21 protein-coding genes and 2 pseudogenes are annotated in these 18,373 nt (G+C 54.7%); 17 read left to right on the top strand and 6 right to left on the bottom strand.

The annotated features are described in order from the left end of the window. Positions 1–14 precede the first annotated feature (14 nt). Positions 15–335 carry a transcriptional regulator gene (locus tag ACT3IC_RS20975; RefSeq protein ID WP_250589313.1) on the bottom strand — a complete coding sequence of 107 codons (321 nt, stop codon included), beginning with the start codon at positions 333–335 and terminating at the stop codon, positions 15–17. A gap of 85 nt (positions 336–420) precedes the next feature. Between ACT3IC_RS20975 and arsH the strand changes: the two genes are divergently transcribed. The 15 genes and pseudogenes from arsH to ACT3IC_RS20900 all read left to right on the top strand — a co-directional run bounded on the left by arsH (position 421) and on the right by ACT3IC_RS20900 (position 12,597). Next, positions 421–1,119, top strand: coding sequence for an arsenical resistance protein ArsH (arsH, locus tag ACT3IC_RS20970; protein WP_250589314.1), 699 nt, complete (start codon positions 421–423; stop codon positions 1,117–1,119). A 414-nt stretch (positions 1,120–1,533) separates the two neighbouring features. Next, a pseudogene (locus ACT3IC_RS20965) lies at positions 1,534–1,782 on the top strand (M3 family metallopeptidase); the annotation flags it as partial. A 480-nt stretch (positions 1,783–2,262) separates the two neighbouring features. After that, positions 2,263–2,382 (top strand): annotated as a pseudogene (locus ACT3IC_RS20960) (hypothetical protein); the annotation flags it as partial. A gap of 309 nt (positions 2,383–2,691) precedes the next feature. Continuing rightward, positions 2,692–2,826, top strand: a complete 135-nt coding sequence (locus ACT3IC_RS20955; protein ID WP_231736623.1) for a hypothetical protein — start codon at positions 2,692–2,694, stop codon at positions 2,824–2,826. 114 nt (positions 2,827–2,940) lie between these two features. Next, positions 2,941–3,264 (top strand): hypothetical protein, encoded by a 324-nt coding sequence (locus ACT3IC_RS20950; protein WP_473479116.1) that lies wholly within the window; start codon positions 2,941–2,943, stop codon positions 3,262–3,264. 315 nt (positions 3,265–3,579) lie between these two features. Further along, positions 3,580–4,683 (top strand): cobalamin-independent methionine synthase II family protein, encoded by a 1,104-nt coding sequence (locus ACT3IC_RS20945; protein WP_103179542.1) that lies wholly within the window; start codon positions 3,580–3,582, stop codon positions 4,681–4,683. Positions 4,684–4,886: 203 nt separating this feature from the next. Further along, positions 4,887–6,158, top strand: coding sequence for an urea ABC transporter substrate-binding protein (gene urtA, locus ACT3IC_RS20940; protein WP_103824459.1), 1,272 nt, complete (start codon positions 4,887–4,889; stop codon positions 6,156–6,158). 23 nt (positions 6,159–6,181) lie between these two features. Beyond that, positions 6,182–7,756 (top strand): urea ABC transporter permease subunit UrtB, encoded by a 1,575-nt coding sequence (gene urtB, locus ACT3IC_RS20935; RefSeq protein WP_103179544.1) that lies wholly within the window; start codon positions 6,182–6,184, stop codon positions 7,754–7,756. Then, positions 7,756–8,829, top strand: coding sequence for an urea ABC transporter permease subunit UrtC (gene urtC, locus ACT3IC_RS20930; protein ID WP_103179545.1), 1,074 nt, complete (start codon positions 7,756–7,758; stop codon positions 8,827–8,829). Before urtB ends, urtC begins: the two co-directional genes overlap by 1 nt. Continuing rightward, on the top strand, positions 8,829–9,626 hold the full coding sequence (urtD, locus tag ACT3IC_RS20925; RefSeq protein ID WP_103179546.1) for an urea ABC transporter ATP-binding protein UrtD: 798 nt from the start codon (positions 8,829–8,831) through the stop codon (positions 9,624–9,626). The genes urtC and urtD overlap by 1 nt, the downstream gene beginning before the upstream one ends. A gap of 9 nt (positions 9,627–9,635) precedes the next feature. Further along, complete coding sequence (gene urtE / locus ACT3IC_RS20920; RefSeq protein WP_103179547.1) at positions 9,636–10,334, top strand: urea ABC transporter ATP-binding subunit UrtE; 699 nt, start codon at positions 9,636–9,638, stop codon at positions 10,332–10,334. A gap of 67 nt (positions 10,335–10,401) precedes the next feature. Beyond that, positions 10,402–11,043 (top strand): metal-binding protein ZinT, encoded by a 642-nt coding sequence (gene zinT, locus ACT3IC_RS20915; protein WP_103179548.1) that lies wholly within the window; start codon positions 10,402–10,404, stop codon positions 11,041–11,043. Positions 11,044–11,185: 142 nt separating this feature from the next. Continuing rightward, positions 11,186–11,902: a hypothetical protein gene (locus ACT3IC_RS20910; protein ID WP_473479112.1), complete on the top strand. Its 717-nt coding sequence runs from the start codon at positions 11,186–11,188 to the stop codon at positions 11,900–11,902. Positions 11,903–11,905: 3 nt separating this feature from the next. Beyond that, a complete protein-coding gene (locus tag ACT3IC_RS20905) occupies positions 11,906–12,100 on the top strand; it encodes a hypothetical protein (protein ID WP_214422593.1) in 195 nt (64 codons plus the stop codon). Positions 12,101–12,117: 17 nt separating this feature from the next. Beyond that, complete coding sequence (locus ACT3IC_RS20900; RefSeq protein WP_103824451.1) at positions 12,118–12,597, top strand: Hcp family type VI secretion system effector; 480 nt, start codon at positions 12,118–12,120, stop codon at positions 12,595–12,597. A 68-nt stretch (positions 12,598–12,665) separates the two neighbouring features. Here ACT3IC_RS20900 and ydeE read toward each other — a convergent pair whose 3' ends face one another. Then, positions 12,666–13,859 (bottom strand): efflux MFS transporter YdeE, encoded by a 1,194-nt coding sequence (ydeE, locus tag ACT3IC_RS20895; protein WP_214421946.1) that lies wholly within the window; start codon positions 13,857–13,859, stop codon positions 12,666–12,668. Between the two features lie 191 nt (positions 13,860–14,050). Between ydeE and eamA the strand changes: the two genes are divergently transcribed. After that, entirely contained in the window at positions 14,051–14,950 is a 900-nt protein-coding gene (gene eamA / locus ACT3IC_RS20890; RefSeq protein WP_156654455.1) for an O-acetylserine/cysteine exporter, read from the top strand. Positions 14,951–14,982: 32 nt separating this feature from the next. Here eamA and marB read toward each other — a convergent pair whose 3' ends face one another. From marB to marR, 3 genes are read right to left on the bottom strand one after another with little or no spacing between them, the layout of a single operon-like run. Continuing rightward, the gene (marB, locus tag ACT3IC_RS20885; protein WP_103179554.1) at positions 14,983–15,198 is read right to left on the bottom strand and encodes a multiple antibiotic resistance protein MarB; all 216 of its coding nucleotides are present in this window, start codon (positions 15,196–15,198) and stop codon (positions 14,983–14,985) included. A gap of 53 nt (positions 15,199–15,251) precedes the next feature. Beyond that, positions 15,252–15,635, bottom strand: a complete 384-nt coding sequence (gene marA / locus ACT3IC_RS20880) for an MDR efflux pump AcrAB transcriptional activator MarA (protein ID WP_139156372.1) — start codon at positions 15,633–15,635, stop codon at positions 15,252–15,254. An 18-nt stretch (positions 15,636–15,653) separates the two neighbouring features. Next, the gene (gene marR / locus ACT3IC_RS20875; RefSeq protein WP_103179556.1) at positions 15,654–16,088 is read right to left on the bottom strand and encodes a multiple antibiotic resistance transcriptional regulator MarR; all 435 of its coding nucleotides are present in this window, start codon (positions 16,086–16,088) and stop codon (positions 15,654–15,656) included. A gap of 257 nt (positions 16,089–16,345) precedes the next feature. Here marR and ACT3IC_RS20870 point away from each other — a divergent pair, with 257 nt between their 5' ends. Further along, positions 16,346–17,011: a MarC family NAAT transporter gene (locus ACT3IC_RS20870; RefSeq protein WP_103179557.1), complete on the top strand. Its 666-nt coding sequence runs from the start codon at positions 16,346–16,348 to the stop codon at positions 17,009–17,011. A 39-nt stretch (positions 17,012–17,050) separates the two neighbouring features. Here the strand turns inward: ACT3IC_RS20870 and ACT3IC_RS20865 are convergent, their stop codons facing one another. After that, positions 17,051–18,247: a sugar transporter gene (locus ACT3IC_RS20865; protein WP_159338942.1), complete on the bottom strand. Its 1,197-nt coding sequence runs from the start codon at positions 18,245–18,247 to the stop codon at positions 17,051–17,053. Between the last annotated feature and the right edge of the window lie 126 nt (positions 18,248–18,373).

Below are 18,373 nucleotides of genomic sequence, written 5' to 3'. Positions count from 1 at the left end.
TGTATTTTCCTGCCTCAGCAGGAGGTGCAGGCTGATTTATCCAGCCATTCACGCACATCCTCGCGCATACACTGCCAGGACGTTGTGATTGTCTCAGCTGCCCACGCCGGTATGTGGGGTGACAGACGATAGTGGATCCATTTGCCTTCACGACGGTCAAGAACCAGCCCAGCATCGCGAAGGATAGCCATATGTCGCGAGATTTTGGGCTGCGATTCGGAGGTGGCCGCGCAGATATCGCAGACGCACAGTTCACCGGTCTCCCGGAGAAGCATGATGATGGCGAGCCGGGTTTCATCCGACAGGATTTTGAAAAGCTGAACAGGTTGTAGCATTTTTCACTCCGTTCCCTTTAGAATATACATATGATAAATCATATATGTTAACTTTGAAATCATCTACTCTCTCTGGAGGAGAAAAATGGAACAATTTCCTGCCCTGAACACCGAATGCTTTGATCAACACATCGCTGAACGCCTGCACCTGCAGGAGCCGCCACGGATTCTGATCCTGTATGGCTCAGTAAGAGAGCGCTCCTACAGCCGCTTTGCCGCGGAAGAAGCCGGTCGCCTGCTGACGGCAATGGGCGCGGAGGTAAAACTCTTTAACCCCTCCGGTTTACCCCTGCCGGATGATGCTCCGGACACGAATCCTAAAGTCACAGAGCTACGCGGTCTGGTCAGATGGTGTGACGGGATGGTGTGGAGTTCTCCGGAACGGCACGGGGCTATGAGCGCAGTTATGAAGGCGCAGATCGACTGGATACCCTTAAGTGAAGGCGCGGTTCGTCCTTCACAGGGCAAAACACTGGCAGTAATGCAGGTTTGCGGCGGCTCCCAGTCCTTCAATGCAGTAAACCAGATGCGTATTCTGGGCCGCTGGATGCGGATGTTTACGATCCCCAACCAGTCTTCTGTGGCTAAAGCCTGGCAGGAATTCGATGAAAATGGACGTATGAAACCTTCGTCATGGTATGACCGCATCGTCGATGTAGCCGAGGAGCTGTTTAAAATCACGCTGCTGCTTAAGGGACAAACCGGCTATCTTGCGGATCGTTACAGCGAGCGAAAAGAGAGCCATCAGGAGCTTTCATCCCGTGTCAATCAGGACAAAATATAATGCCTTTTCTTCGTTAATCCATACTGCATGAGCTTAACAACGTCCGCTATTGGCACACAGCGGACGAAGTGTACGAAGCGGTGCGTACCTTCAAATCTTACAAACGGATTGATGGCAATTTTGCCAAGGTGGGTGTCGTTGTAGAGCGGCGGGTGTGATTTCTGGAAGCGGTTACGCAAAGTTTCAATGGTATGGTTTTTATGTCTCCTAGCGGTTTTTAGGTATTAATTGTGTGAAATGTGAGCATTATGAGTGGGTGTATGGTGTTTCTGTGAGAAATTCTTCCCCAAAACGATATGCAACCTACTGAATAGCATGGAGTTGTATTGGTAGCGGAAACGGTGCAAATCAACACTTCAATTGCAACTTATCCCTTTGTTTTCAATTAATAAAAATGCCATTTGAATAGTATGCTTCGCCCATATCTTCGGCGGCGGCTACGCGGCGGGCTATTACGCTTATCTCTGGACGCAAATGCTGGCCGACGACGGCTATCAGTGGTTCGTGGAAGAGGGTGGACTGACCCGCGAAAACGGGCAAAAATTCCGCGAGGCGATTTTATCCCGTGGGAACAGCACTGATTTAGCTGAACTTTATCGCGCGTGGCGCGGGCACGATCCGAAGATCGAGCCGATGCTGGTTAATCGCGGGTTGAGTGCGTAGGGCTTTTTCAGGCTGGAAACAGAACCGGGCGCGATGCCCGGTTTTTTTGTCCACTTACACCCAGTCGTCGTTATGATTCGCGATAGCCCACGATATTGACCCGCTGGCGACTATTATACCCATGGTGAAACCGAAGGTCAGGAAATGGGCCAAATCATTACTCGTATCTGGAATCTGACCCAGGGCGATGATATTTGCGACAACGTTGAGGCAAAAGTAATCAGTGATCCATTACCACCACCAATATGAGCACTAAGAGCTAATTTCCAATTAACTGTTATCTATAACATCCCGCGCCACTGGCCTCGTCGCCAATGGACGGCGGTAAGTTGGAATTATCCGCGAGGTCAGGCCAACCCCTTTAAGCCCCGGCATTTAGCCGGGGCTTTTTCGCATCTGAAATCCCCATACCTGGGACTATAAGCGCATAGCACAACGCAGCACGCGGACAACGTCTGAAGGTAAGCAATATGCTTGTGATTCCGTAGGGCGATTTTGTCCCGCGGGAATCGTACTGATTTAGCTGAACTTTATCGCCAGTGGCGTGGGCACGATCCGCAGATTGAACCGATGCTGGTGAATCGCGGGTTGAGTGCGTAAGCGCTTTTTCAGGCTGAAAACAGAACCGGGCGCAATGCCCGGCTTTTTCACCTGAAAGATGCATCTGCCAGCTCAGTTGAACCTTCTGTTTATCCTCTCGCCTCGCTCGATATAACCATAAGCATGCCTTATATTTTAAAGGTGGCGATTTGCCGCATATGCCAACAGGAGTTCAAAATGAAATCCAATGAGCAAGGTTCAAACAGAGATCAATCTAAGCAGTCTCAAAAGAACCCGAAAGATGACCAGTCCAAACAGAAACCGGGTAAGTCTAAGTAGACTCTCATAACCAAGTTTGACGGAGGTTTTATGACCGATCGTCCAGATTACGTTGATCCTCTTCCTGATGATGAACCGCTTCCTGATGATGATATTCCTGACACACCTGATGTGAATGACCCGCTGGTCGAGGATGACCCTGATATCACCAGGAGACCGCTATAAAAATTTAATAACCGCCTTCGGGCGGTTTTTTATGTAAAGCGTGCACAGCTATGTTGTCTAAAGGTAAAAGATTAAACTGGAAAACAATGCACAACGGGAGTGGCTGGAGACGTAATGGATTTTTCCCCTTTTATGCACGCATTAGCGGCACTTATTGTCCAGTGTCTGTGCGGTCTGAAATGGAATCGGTGGGGCACGGGCGGGGCGTTGGGTTCGCTGTGGTTTGTTGCCCGGGAACAGACTCAGGCTGAATACCGCTGGATTGCCCTGTTTGGTCACGGCAAGCGCGCCAATATGCCGTGGTGGGGCGGGTTTGACTGGCATGTCTGGAACGTCGCCAGCCTGCTCGACTGGCTGGTGCCGGTGGTTGCCTGCACCCTTCTCTGGCTTTTATCCCGCGCCTGGCAATTTAAAAGAGCAAACAGCCCGCAGCTATAGCGCAACGTTGTTTAGTCTTTATTTATCTTCCCCATGCTAGCTTATTTACGATCCGCAGCCTGGTATGGAATACCGGGTCCGTAGATAGCAAAATACAAATCTATCCATGCAAGCATTTACCGCCAGTCTCTGGCGGTTTTTTTTGCTTATCAGCCGCAACATGAATTTTTTTCAACACCAGTGAATTTTTCTCGTTTGCCGTCAGTCCGACACTGTGACATCTTTTTTAGACATTTAGCCGTCCAGAAGGCTAAAACTTCAAGAGATGAATTATCACTGTCGGCAACTACCTGGCGGCAGTTAAAGGAGAAAATCATGCAGCGACAACACGCCCCGTACCGTGCCGATGTGGTAGGCAGCTTCTTACGTCCCGACGCCATCAAGCAGGCGCGGATCCAGTTCGCCAGCGGTGAGATTAACGCGCAGCAGCTGCGTGCGGTAGAAGACGAGGCGATTCGCCACGTGGTTGAACAGCAGTGCGCCTGCGGCCTGCAGGTGGTGACCGACGGCGAGTTTCGTCGCGCCTGGTGGCACTTTGATTTCTTCGACGGCCTGCAGGGGGTGGAGCGCTACGAATCTGAGCAAGGCATTCAGTTTAACGGCGTGCAGACCAAAGCCCACGGCGTGCGCGTCACCGGCAAACTGGGCTTCGGCAGCCATCCGATGCTCGACGACTTCCGCTATCTGCAAAGCATCAGCGGTAATGCCCAGCCGAAGATGACCATCCCAAGCCCGAGCGTGCTGCATTTCCGCGGTGGGCGTAAAGTCATCGACGCTACGGTCTACCCGGATCTGGAGGTCTACTTCGACGATCTGGCGCAGACCTGGCGCGATGCTATCCACGCCTTCTACGACGCGGGTTGCCGCAATCTGCAGCTGGACGACACCGTCTGGGCCTACCTCTGCTCGGACGATCAGCGCCGTCAGATTCGTGAGCGGGGTGATGACCCGGATCAGCTGGCGCGTACCTATGCCCGTGTGCTGAACAAGGCGCTGGAGGGCAAGCCGGACGATCTGACCATCGGGCTGCACGTCTGCCGCGGCAACTTCCGCTCGACCTGGATTTCAGAAGGGGGCTACGAGCCGGTGGCCGAGATTCTGTTTGGTACCGTCAACGTCGATGCTTTCTTCCTCGAATATGACAACGATCGCAGCGGCGACTTTGCCCCGTTACGCTTTATCCGTCCGGGCAAGCAGCAGGTGGTGCTGGGTCTGATCACCACCAAAAGCGGCGAGCTGGAGAACCCGGAAGGGGTGAAAGCGCGTCTGGAAGAGGCGGCGAAGTATGTCGCGAAAGATCAGATCTGCCTCAGCCCGCAGTGCGGCTTTGCCTCCACCGAAGAGGGGAACGCCCTGACCGAAGCGCAGCAGTGGGACAAGGTGCGTCTGGTCACGCAAATCGCCAGCGAAGTCTGGTAACCGCTTCTCACAGCGTTGCATTAATAAAGTGCAACGCTGTGCCATTCTGATCCGCGCCTGCTTCAAAAATCCTCTCCAGCCCACTGATTCTGTTCTCTATTCGATCTGGCATCCTTTTTGCTCTGTCTCATCCTGAATGCTTTTTCTGCGTCCACGCCGTAACGGACGATTTCGCACAGCGTTTCTTTTCAGGAGTGAAAATTATGCATCGTCGTACCTTGTTAAAAGCTTTTGCTTTGTCGGCCTCTGTGGTGGCCATGGGGATGAGTTTCAGCGTGCAGGCCGCCGACACCATTAAAATTGGCATCATGCACTCCCTCTCCGGAACGATGGCGATTTCCGAAACGCCGCTTAAGGACGTGGCGCTGATGACCATCGACGAAATCAACGCCAAAGGCGGCGTGCTGGGTAAAAAACTGGAGCCGGTGGTGGTGGACCCCGCCTCCAACTGGCCGCTGTTTGCCGAGAAGGCTCGCCAGCTGTTAAGCCAGGATAAAGTGGCGGCGGTGTTTGGCTGCTGGACCTCGGTGTCGCGTAAATCGGTCCTGCCGGTATTTGAGGAGCTGAACGGTCTGCTGTTCTACCCGGTGCAGTACGAAGGGGAAGAGATGTCGCCGAACGTCTTCTACACCGGGGCAGCGCCTAACCAACAGGCTATCCCGGCGGTGGAGTACCTGATGAGCGAAGACGGCGGGGCGGCGAAGCGCTTCTTCCTGCTCGGCACCGACTACGTCTACCCGCGCACCACCAACAAAATTCTGCGCGCCTTCCTGCACTCTAAAGGGGTCCAGGATAAAGATATCGAAGAGGTCTACACCCCGTTCGGCCACAGCGATTACCAGACCATCGTCGCCAGCATCAAGAAATTCTCTGCCGCAGGCAAAACCGCGGTGGTCTCTACCATCAACGGCGACTCCAACGTACCTTTCTATAAAGAGCTGGCGAACCAGGGCGTAAAAGCTACCGAGGTACCGGTTGTCGCCTTCTCGGTGGGGGAAGAGGAGCTGCGCGGCATCGACACCAAACCGCTGGTGGGCAACCTGGCGGCGTGGAACTACTTCGAATCGGTGGATAACCCGGCCAACCAGACCTTCGTTGCGGCGTACAAAAACTGGGCCAAAACGCAGAAGCTGCCAAACGCCGATACGGTCGTGACCAACGATCCGATGGAAGCCACCTACGTAGGCATCCACATGTGGGCCCAGGCGGTAGAAAAAGCGGGCACCACCGACGTGGATAAAGTGCGTGCGGCGATGGCGGGCCAGTCCTTTAAAGCCCCGTCGGGCTTCACCCTGACCATGGATGCCACCAACCACCATCTGCATAAGCCGGTGATGATCGGTGAAATCGAAGGCAATGGCCAGTTTAACGTGGTGTGGCAGACCGAAGCGCCGGTACGCGCCCAGCCGTGGAGCCCGTTCATCGCCGGAAACGACAAAAAACCCGATACGCCGATTAAAACCGCCAGCAACTGAATCCGGATCAGAGAGGTAAAGCCATGAACGTCATGCGCACGATCTTCGCTCTCGTATGGCTTGCCGGACTGCTGCCAGGGATGGCGCAGGCAACGGACGCCGATAACTTTGTTGCCGCCAGCCGCAGCCAGCAGGCCGTTCTGCTGGAGCAGTGGGCCGCCGCGCCGGATCCGGCCAGGCTGCCGCTGCTGCGGGCGTTGAAGCAAGAGAATGTCGTTGTCGACGACGACAAACACGCTTTTACCCGCCAGGCGGGCGGGTTAATCCCCCTCGGTGATGCCGCTCAGGCGCAGGGCTTACCTAAAGCGGTGCGTCTGACCAACCGCCTGAGGGTGCTGGCCGCCACCGCGCTCGCGACTCATCAGCTGACAGGTGACAGTGTCACCGAAAGGCTGGCGGCGGCGCGCCAGCTTCAGCGCGATCCCCAGCCGCAGATGCTGCCGTTTTTACAACGCCAGCTGGCAAGTGAAAAGGACGATGGGGTGCGGCAGGTGCTGAGCCTCGCCGTCGCCAGTCTGCAACTGACCAGCCCGCAACCCGCGGTGCGCAAGCAGGCGGTGACGCTGCTGGGAGAATCGAGCGACCCGGAAGTGCAGGCCCGCCTGCTGCCCTATACCCACGCCCAGACGGAGCCGGATGGTGAAGTACGCGAGGCCGCGGCGGAAAGCCTGCGCCAGATCCAGCATCGTCAGACGATAAGCGACCTGCTGGGGCAGGCGTTTATGGGGCTGTCGCTGGGTTCCATTCTGCTGCTGGCCGCGCTCGGGCTGGCGATCACCTATGGCTTGCTGGGGGTGATCAATATGGCGCACGGGGAGATGCTGATGCTCGGGGCTTACGCCACCTGGCTGGTGCAGCAGGCGATGGCGCAGTTTACCCCGCAATGGCTCACCTTTTATCCGCTGGTGGCGCTGCCGGTGGCGTTCATGCTGACGGCGACGGTAGGTATGGCCCTTGAGCGCACGGTGATCCGTCATCTGTATGGCCGTCCGCTGGAGACGCTGCTCGCCACCTGGGGTATCAGCCTGATGCTGATCCAGCTGGTGCGCATGCTCTTCGGGGCCCAGAACCTCGAAGTGGCGAACCCGGCATGGCTCTCCGGCGGCGTGCAGGTCTATGCCGGCCTGATCCTGCCGTGGAACCGACTGGTGGTGCTGGGCTTTGTACTGCTGGTGCTGTTTTTCACCTGGCTCATCCTCAACAAAACCCGTCTGGGGCTGAACGTGCGGGCGGTAACGCAGAACCGCAGCATGGCCGCCTGCTGCGGAGTGCCCACCGGGCGCGTCGATATGCTGGCTTTTGGGCTCGGCTCCGGGATTGCCGGGCTCGGCGGCGTGGCGCTGTCGCAACTGGGGAACGTCGGGCCGGAGCTGGGTCAGGGCTACATTATTGACTCCTTCCTCGTGGTGGTACTCGGCGGTGTGGGTCAACTGGCTGGCAGCGTGGCGGCCGCCTTTGGATTGGGGATTTTCAACAAGATCCTTGAGCCGCAGATGGGTGCCGTGCTCGGCAAAATCGTGATTCTGGTGGCGATCGTTCTGTTTATTCAGAAGCGCCCGCAGGGGTTATTTGCACTGAAAGGGAGGGTAATTGACTGATGAGCCAGCCACTGACCTTAACGCTGGCGCGCAAGGCGCCGCGCAGCGTACCGATACTCGGCGCCGTGATTCTGGCGGCACTGCTGGTGCTGCCGTTTCTGGCGCTGCTGCCCGCCAGCCATCCGCTGGCCGTTTCGACCTGGATGCTGACCCTGGTAGGCAAAATTCTCTGTTACGCCGTTGTCGCCGTGGCCCTTGATCTGGTGTGGGGCTACGCCGGGATGCTCTCGCTCGGCCACGGTCTCTTTTTTGCCCTCGGCGGCTACGCCATGGGAATGTACCTGATGCGTCAGGCCGCAGGCGACGGATTACCGGCGTTTATGTCGTTCCTCTCCTGGAGCGAATTGCCCTGGTACTGGTGGGGCACCCAACATTTCGCCTGGGCGCTGGTGCTGATTGTGCTGGTTCCGGGCCTGCTGGCGCTGCTGTTCGGCTGGTTTGCCTTCCGCTCGAAGATTAAGGGGGTCTACTTTTCGATCATGACCCAGGCGCTGACCTTCGCCGGGATGTTGCTGTTCTTCCGCAATGAAACGGGCTTTGGCGGCAACAACGGGTTTACCGGATTTACCACGCTGCTGGGCTTTTCCGTGACCGCCACCACCACGCGTATCGGATTGTTTATTGCCACCGTGCTACTGCTGGCCGCCTCGCTGGCGGTGGGCTATGCGCTGGCGAAAAGCAAGTTTGGTCGCATTCTGACGGCGGTGCGGGATGCGGAAAACCGGCTCACCTTCTGCGGCTACGATCCCCGCGGTTTCAAACTGCTGGTCTGGACCCTGTCCGCCGTGCTGTGCGGACTGGCCGGGGCGCTCTACGTTCCGCAGGTGGGCATTATCAACCCCGGCGAGATGTCGCCTACCAACTCCATCGAAGCGGCGATCTGGGTGGCCCTCGGCGGACGCGGAACCCTGATCGGCCCGGTAATTGGCGCGGCATTGGTCAACGGCGCAAAAAGCCTCTTTACCGTGGTGATGCCGGAGTACTGGCAGCTGTTTCTGGGGCTGATCTTTATTGCCGTCACGCTGTTTTTACCGCGCGGGGTCACGGGCCTGTTACGCAAAGGAGATAAATAATGCAGCCAGCCGAAGCGTTATTTACCCGCCAGCTTCCCGGAGATCGTTACCGCGATCAAACCGACCCGGTGTTGCAGCTGGAGGGAATCAACGTCAGCTTTGACGGGTTTAAAGCGCTTACCGATCTGTCGCTTAATATTGGCGTGGGGGAGCTGCGCTGCGTGATTGGTCCCAACGGCGCCGGGAAAACCACCCTGATGGATGTTATCACCGGTAAAACGCGGCCCCAGAGCGGGCGGGCGATTTACGATCAGACAACGGATCTCACCACCCTCGACCCGATAGCCATTGCCCGCCAGGGCATCGGGCGCAAATTCCAGAAGCCAACAGTGTTTGAGGCCCTGACGGTATGGGAAAACCTTGAGCTGGCGATGAAAGGGGATAAGTCGGTGTGGGCCAGCCTGCGCGCCCGGCTGAGCAGCGAGCAGGGGGACCGGATCAACGAGATGCTGAGCCTGCTGCGCCTCGGCGGGGAGCGGCATCGCCGGGCGGGGCTGCTGTCCCACGGCCAGAAGCAGTTTCTGGAGATCGGCATGCTGCTGGTGCAGGAGCCGCATCTCCTGCTGCTCGATGAGCCGGCCGCGGGGATGACCGACGCCGAAACCGAGTATACCGCCGAGCTGTTCCGCACCCTGGCGGGTAAACACTCCCTGATGGTGGTGGAGCATGACATGGGTTTTGTTGAAACCATTGCCGATCACGTGACGGTGCTCCATCAGGGCCGGGTGCTGGCGGAGGGGTCGCTGCGCGACGTGCAGGCCAACGAACAGGTGATTGAAGTCTATCTTGGACGCTAAGGAGCGCGGATGCTTAAGGTTAATGAACTCAATCAGTATTACGGCGGGAGCCATATCCTGCGCGGGGTCAGCTTTGAGGCGCTGCCCGGCGAAGTCACCTGCCTGCTCGGGCGCAACGGTGTAGGTAAAACTACGCTGCTGAAGTGTCTGATGGGGCTGATCCCGGCGCGCAACGGGGAGATCCTCTGGCAGGGAAAAAATCTCACCCAGGCAAAACCGCACCAGCGGGTGCAGGCGGGCGTCGCCTATGTGCCGCAGGGGCGGGACATTTTTCCCCGCCTGACGGTGGAGGAGAACCTGCTGCTCGGCTTATCGCGCTTTCCGGCTCGCGAGGCGAAGCAGGTGCCCGACGAGATCTGGCGGCTGTTTCCGGTATTACAGGAGATGAAGCAGCGTCGGGGCGGGGATCTTTCAGGCGGACAGCAGCAACAGCTGGCAATTGGCCGGGCGCTGGCCAGCCGTCCGCAGCTGCTGATTCTGGATGAGCCGACAGAGGGGATTCAGCCGTCAGTTATCAAGGAGATCGGCCAGGTGATCCGCCAGCTCGCCAGCCGGGGAGATATGGCGATCCTGCTGGTGGAACAGTTCTATGATTTTGCCGCCGAGCTGGCTGACAGTTATCTGCTCATGTCCCGGGGAAGCATTATCCAGCGCGGGCGCGGGGAGAATATGGAGCAGGAGGGTGTCCGCGGTCTGGTCGCAATTTAACAGGGTTGTTTTGCACAATGTTATACTATAACATCCTCACTCACTTAAACGGAGTGAGGATATTATCTTGGCAGGACATATTGGTAAGTTTGCAATAACTCTGGGGGCGCTGCTGGTCAGCGGCCAGCTGTATGCCCATTCCCACGGACATCAGATGACCGAGGCGGAACAAAAAGCGGCTAACGGCGTGTTTGACGATAAAGATGTAAAGGATCGCCCGCTCTCAAACTGGGATGGCGTCTGGCAGTCGGTCTACCCGTTTCTGCTGAGCGGCGATCTCGACCCGGTATTCAAAAAGAAGGCGGAGAAAGACAAGAGTAAAACTTTTGATCAGGTAAAAGCCTACTACCGCACCGGTTACGCCACCGACGTAGAGAGCATCGGCATCGAAAATAATGTGATGGAATTTCATCGCGGGAAAAAGGTCGCCAGCTGCGAATATGTCTCTAGCGGCTACAAGATCCTGACCTACGCTTCCGGTAAGAAAGGGGTGCGCTACCTGTTTGAATGTAAGGACGCCAGCAGCCAGGCGCCGAAATTTGTCCAGTTCAGCGACCATATTATCGGCCCGCGCCAGTCCAGCCATTTCCATATCTTTATGGGCAACACCTCCCACGAGGCGTTATTAAAAGAGATGGACAACTGGCCAACCTACTATCCAAACGAAATGTATAAAGAGCAGGTCGTTGAGGAGATGTTGCACCATTAATTTCGGTGCGAGATGTGTGCCGGGTGGCGGCTGCGCCTTACCCGGCCTACGAATATTTCGGAATTCATTAATACTTTCTTCAAGTTATGTGTGCTTATATCTCATCCTGTAATGCTAATAAAAAATTACTGATGGGAGGGGTATGTATTTCAATGATGCAATCATTACTTCTGTGCAAGCTGATAAAATCCTTGCTCTTAAGTTTGATAAGGCGGTAGCAGGCGTCAAGGATAACGTCACCTCCACTCTTAAGCAAATGGAAGGTGGTGTAACCCGTGCATCGTATTATATATCTTGCTTTTTAGAGAATTATCAGGATGTATGTGCGAAACTTAAGCATGAGGATGTAAGGTTTATCTCTGGTCTTATTCAGTTATATAAAGATCGAGATGTTATTTTTGAAATGATTAGACTGTATATAGAAATTCATTTTAAAAATAAAACAGAAGGGCGTATTCAACATATCCTTCGCAAACTTGTTAAAGCTGGTGTTTATCTATCAACAACAGGCACGACGAACCGGCTGCTCACTATTTCTGTAGCAACTGCGATCTGCCAAAGCTACAGTTTTCATGCCATAGTACACGGGCGACTAAGTCAAGCCAGATCGCTGATTCTAAAAGGAAGCGTAACAGCTACAGCAGTTTCGCTCAGCGTTTATGGTTTAGTTCATGAAGCAGCGCTTTGTGCTGATAATCTTAAGATTTTTAATGCATTTTATTATCAAGCGCTCTATACGCGTAAACTTGAGATGATGTATTTCATTATCGAGCCATTAATTACCCGTAGCCCCTATCTAAACCCCATGATTATATCAGATGATGAGCTTGTTGATTTAATCGTCAGGCTAATGAGGTAAATTATGCGGTTCTTAAAAAAATGGTTGAAAGAAGAGTTTATCCTGTTTCTATGGGGATGGGGATGTTGTTTATCAATTGTTGTATTTGCTATGTTCGCTGTCTCTCACTTTCCTGATGTTGCCATCGAGTTAACAGGATTATTCATTTTATTTCTTATTGGTTTTCACGTTTTTCTCTGGTTTAAATTTAAAAAATGATAGAGAGGATATAAAATATGTCTAACCCCGCACATTTATGGCTTACGGATGACAACGGTTCACCCATAGTTGGTCCTTGTCTTATGCCTGCCCGACTTGGTTCTATTGAACTGCGGTCTGTTAGTCATCATGTTTGGTTACCCTCGGATCCAAATACGGGTAAACTAAGTGGGACCAGACTTCATACTCCTGTAAAAGTCCAGAAAGAGTTTGATAGAACGACGCCATTGCTGTTTCGGGCACTTTGCGAAGGCCGTACATTAAAAACAGCAACGCTTAAGATGTATCAAACCAACGACGCTGGAATTGAGGTAGAGTATTTCAATATTGTCATGGAAAACGTCAAAATTTGTGCCATTACGCCGAATTTGCATCCCAGTGGTATGACAAGCACGCACCTTGAAGATATTGAATTACGGTATGAAAAGATTCTGTGGAAGTACATCGATGGAAATATTCTCTACGAAGATAGCTGGAACCATCGTGTATTCGCGTAAAATGTGAACATTAAGCACCAGTGTTATTCAGACTGGCCCGGCAAGCGCCGCGTCGCCGGGCGCTGCTCTCAAGCTACACGAGGTAATTCAACCCACGCCTTCACCCGCATCCCGCGTAAAATCATCATCCACGCCAGCACGATGGCGATCATCATTATCACAAACAGCGACCAGTGCGGGAGATGGGTCAAAATTAGGCCGGTGATCATCGGGTTAAACGCCGCACCCAGCCAGCCAAGGGCCTGGGCGGAGAAGTAGCTCGCTTTCATGCCCGGCGGGGCGATATTATCGATCAACATATATTCACCTGGCGCATATATAATTTCGCCGATGGTAAACACCGCCGCGGCAATCCCCCAGTAGACCAGATTCTCGCCGGAGAGCATAAACCCAGCCAGACCCAGGACGAAAAATAGGGTACCCAGGGTCATCAGCGGGCGAATATTACGTGCCGACAGTTTGCGACCAATGATGTATTGCAGGGAGACCACCAGCGCGGCATTCACCGGCAGCACCACGGCCACCACCTTTTGGGCAAAATCGCTGTCGTAATCGGCCGCCAGCACGTACTGAGAGATACAGCTGGCGAATGAGCCGCCCACATAGGAGGCCAGCAGCCCGGAGAGGGTATACCAGAACAGTGCCCGGTCACGAAGCAGCACTGACGGCTGCCACGGCACCGGGGCGTTTTCACCGTCGGCCGCCACGCTTTTTTGCACATAGCGCTGAACTAAAACCAGCGGCAGCGCAGCGCAGAAGGCGGCAACCCAGAACGGCAGTTGCAGGCTGTACATCACCAGCAGCGTGCTCAGCGGCGGTCCAATGGTCCAGCCAATGTTCAGAAAACTGTAGTTTAGCGAGAAAACGCGCGCCTTTTCTGCCGGGCTCAGCACATCGGAAAACCAGGCTTTCAGCACCGTGGAAAAGACCGAATAGGCGCAGTTGATCAGCGAGAATGCCAGCACCACCATGACTGCATTATCTACCAGCGGGATCGCCAGGAAGCCCAACGCCACTGCTGTAATGGCGATCAGCATATAGCGGTTTTTATCGAATTTGTCGGCCAGAATGCCAAACCCTAAGCTGAAGACCACGCCAATCGTCAGGGCCACCGTCAGGGCATAACCAATATTTTCCACGCTCATGTTGAAGACGCGGGTTAAATAGATGGTCATAAACGGCAGCGTAGCGCCGCGGCCAATGGTGAGTAATAGCGATGAGGCCAGCAGCGCTGCGGTTGAACGCCTGAGAGACTGTTTCATTTTCCTGCCCGACAAATGCATGTGAATTTTTGTAATATCTATCAGGATTACCACGCCATAAGCATCTTGTATAGCACCCAATTTATCCCTAAGTGCTTTGCCTGCCTGTCAGAATTAATGATCTGTTCCTCGCCCGTTTTTTTCGTTACTTTGATAAGTGTTTACAAAAATTTAATAAACAGGGGCAGGGTATGACGCGCAAAGATGGGCTGCTGGCGTTGCTGGTCGTGGTGGTCTGGGGACTGAATTTTGTAGTGATCAAAGTCGGGCTGCACAATATGCCCCCGCTGATGCTGGCCGGTTTACGCTTTCTGCTGGTAGCCTTCCCGGCGCTCTTTTTTATCGCGCGCCCGAAAATCCCGTTTCGTCTGTTGCTGGGCTACGGTCTGACCATCAGCTTTGGTCAGTTTGCCTTTCTGTTTTGCGCCATCAACTTCGGCATGCCCGCCGGGCTGGCTTCCCTGGTGTTACAGGCTCAGGCGTTCTTCACCATTATCCTGGGGGCGCTGGCGTTTGGCGAGCGGCTGCAGGGCAAGCAGCTGGCAGGTATTGTCCTGGCGGTGGTCGGGGTGCTGGTGCTTGCCGAAGCCAGCCTCAACGGGCAGCACGTCGCGCTGCTGGGCTTTTTACTGACCCTGGCGGCAGCGTTCAGCTGGGCCTGCGGAAACATTTTCAACAAAAAGATCATGCAGCTGGAGACGCGTCCGGCGGTGATGTCGCTGGTGGTGTGGAGCGCGCTCATCCCGATTGTCCCCTTTATGCTGGCCTCCTGGCTGATGGATGGCCCGACGGTCATGCTTAACAGCCTGGTCACTCTCGATGTCACCACCATTTTGTCGCTTTTCTACCTGGCCTTTGTCGCCACCATTATCGGCTATGGCATCTGGGGCTCGCTGCTCGGACGCTACGAAACCTGGCGGGTGGCGCCGCTGTCGCTGTTAGTGCCGGTGGTGGGGATCGCCAGCGCGGCGCTGCTGTTGGATGAAAAGCTCGGCGCATTGCAGCTTGCAGGGGCGGTTCTGGTGATGGCAGGGCTCTATATTAATGTCTTTGGTTTTCGTGTGCGCCGGACGGCGCGGGTGAGAAGCTAAAAAAAGCCCCGCGCGGGGCGGGGCAAAACGAATTAATTGTGCTGATTGTAGTACGGCACCCCTAATTCGTCTGATTTGTCGCTGCCTGCGCCCATATGGTTAAAATCGTGGGGCGACTGACCGTTAGCGGTCGGCAGAATCATCGTGTCACGGCTGTGTGGCTGCGGCACGGATGGCGTTTGCTCCGCAAAACTCTGGCCTGAGACCAGCACCAAAGCGGTAAAGGCGGCGGAAGCGAATAGTTTCATGATTTCCTCGATACGTCTTAGAGCCTAACCCACCAGGCTCTTAATACAGGCGATTAGCAGTTACAGTGATTGATCGGAAGCAGATACCGGGATTCCCCATGCATATTGGTAATACGGTATTTATGCGGCGGCACATCGAAGTAGTTCTTGAACGTGCGGGTCAGGGTCTGTTGCGATTCAAACCCGTAACGCTCAGCCAGATAGAGGATCGGCTCGTTACTTTCCTTCAGCTTCTGTGCGATTTCCGTTAATTTGCGGCTGCGGATGTACTGGCCTAATGAGTGGCCGGTCTCTTTTTTAAACATCCGTTGCAGGTGCCATTTTGAGTAACCTGAGCGCTCAGACACTTTTTCAAGCGAGAGCGGTGACTCCAGGTTATCTTCGATCCAGTCCAAAATGCTATGAATAGTGATGGCGTCAGTATTGCGTCTGGACATCGTCATACCTCTTTCTGTTTACGGCAGGATTTTCTTAAGCAAATGCTCAAGAGTTGCCACTTCGTCTGCCGTTAAGTTTTTTGTTAGTTCCTGGTGTAGCTCTTGTCCTACTAATTGATGACATTGTTCACACATGTCCGCGCCGTTGCTGGTCAGTTGCAACAGCACGCCGCGTTTGTCATTCGGATTCGGGCGGCGTTCAATCCACCCTTTGCAGACCAGCCGATCGATCATTCGTGTCAGCGCGCCGAGGTCCACAGATAAGATTTTCTTCAGCTCAACCGGGGTAATACACACTTCGCAGCGCACAGAGCAGAGCACTTTAAACTGCGTTGCGGTGATATCCAGCGGCGACAGATAGTCATTGAGCAGGCGATCTTTCTTCTGGTTAACCATATAGATAAGGCGACCCAGCGGAATGATTTCGTTGAAGAGGTCACTGGTGCTTTTCACAATGGTTGCCCTGGCAAGTAGTTTAATCACGGCAGATATTATTGCTCAGGCAACTATAAGTCAACTGAATGCATTTGCTTATGACACGATTTGCTAAAGTGATTCAGCTCACGTTTTTGCCCGTTTTGCCCTTCTATCTATCACCAGAATAAATTGATTTCGTAACGAAAATATTACTTACGATGTGTGCGTAGCTGAAACAGGCTGTTTAACCTTATACTTGCCCGGTTATATTTGGATAAGGACAACTCAGTAAAATGGTTGATTTAATTAAAGCAATTGGGCTTGGGCTGGTGGTACTGCTGCCGCTGGCTAACCCGTTAACTACCGTTGCGCTGTTCCTGGGTCTGGCGGGGGATATGAACCGTGAGCAACGTAATCACCAGTCGCTCATGGCGTCCGTGTATGTCTTCGCGATCATGATGGTGGCGTACTACGCCGGGCAACTGGTGATGAACACTTTCGGGATCTCTATTCCCGGCCTGCGTATCGCGGGTGGGCTGATCGTTGCTTTTATCGGATTTCGAATGCTGTTCCCGGCGCAAAAAGCGACGGATACCACCGACGCGCAGGACGCGCTTGAGGAGAGGTCGGGTAAAGAGGTGCCGAATATCGCCTTTGTACCGCTGGCGATGCCAAGCACCGCAGGGCCGGGGACCATTGCGATGATCATCAGCTCCGCCTCAACGGTGCGCAGTGGCAGCGCCTTCCCGGAGTGGGTAATTATGCTTGCGCCGCCGCTGATCTTCGCCCTTATCGGCGTAATCCTGTGGGGCTGTCTGCGCAGCTCCGGCGCCATTATGCGCTGGGTGGGTAAAGACGGTATCGAAGCGATCTCCCGTCTGATGGGCTTCCTGCTGGTCTGCATGGGCGTGCAGTTTATCATTAACGGCGTGCTGGAAATTATCCAGACCTACCCCTAATCATTGAACCGGGTGGCATTCCGCCACCCGGTCGCCTCGCTAGCCGTGATGGGGCTGCTCTTCCAGCGTGACGGGCCATTTGCGGAAAATCAGTACCGACCAGATTAACGCCGCCAGCGCCGGTATCGCCCCCAGATAGCCAATTGATGCCATCGACAGATGCAGGCTTATCTGATTCCCCACCAGCGCACCTGCGCCAATCCCCAGATTGAAAATGCCGGAAAAGAGCGCCATCGCTACATCGGTGGCATCGGGTGCCAGCGCCAGCACTTTAACCTGCATCCCAAGACCAATAATCATGATCGCCACGCCCCAGACCAGGCTCAGCAGCGCCAGATGCATTTCACTCCCGGAGGCGGGAAGCAGAAGCAGCAGACACGCCAGCAGCAGGCCAATGGCGCTGCTGACAAGCGTAGAGGCGTGACGATTGCCGAGCTTACCGAACAGCAGACTGCCAATAATGCCCGCGCCACCCAACAGCAACAGCAGTACCGTGGCAAAGCGGGCGCTGAATCCGGCAACCGACTGCACAAACGGCTCGATATAGCTGTAGGCGGTATAGTGGGCCGTCACCACCACGACCGTCAGCAGATAGAGGCTCATCAGCGCAGGGCGACGCACCAGCAGCGGCAGGCTTTTCAGGGAGCCGGAGTGCTCGCTCGGCAGTTTCGGCAACAGTTTGATCAGACACAGCAGAGTGAACAGCGCCCCGAGGCCGATAATGAAAAAGGTGGTACGCCAGCCAAAATATTGCCCGACGATGCGGCCCAGCGGGAGCCCGAGCACCATTGCCAGCGCGGTGCCGGTCGCCAGCAGGCTCAGCGCCTGGGCGCGCTTCCCGGCCGGGGCCAGGCGGATGGCCAGCGAGGCGGTAATCGACCAGAAAATGGCGTGGGCAAAGGCAATCCCGATCCGGCTAATCACCAGCACCGTGAAGTTCCACGCCAGGAACGACAGCACATGGCTGGCGATAAACAGCACAAACAGGCCGATCAGCAACGCACGGCGCTCAATCTGGCTGGTGAGCAGCATAAAGGGGAGCGACATCAGCGCCACCACCCAGGCGTAGATGGTGAGCATGATCCCCACCTGCGCCGTCTCCATGCCGAAGCTGCTGGCGATGTCCGAGAGCAACCCGACCGGAACGAACTCAGTGGTGTTAAAGATAAACGCGGCGACGGCGAGCGTCACCACCCGTAGCCATGCGACCCGGCGGGAAACTGTGTTGGTTGTCATAGGAATGTCAGGGATTGGTTACGTATATGAGGTGTTTTGATCTTAAAACCAACATTGGTGGAAATACAATCATTTTGTGATGCAGATCTCACTATGGTGGCAAAGTAATCGCTGGTGGAATCGGTT

This window comes from Leclercia sp. GHBNCSD, from assembly GCF_055805075.1.
Note: the sequence above shows the minus strand (reverse complement) of the source record. Positions and strands in the feature narration are given on the sequence as shown.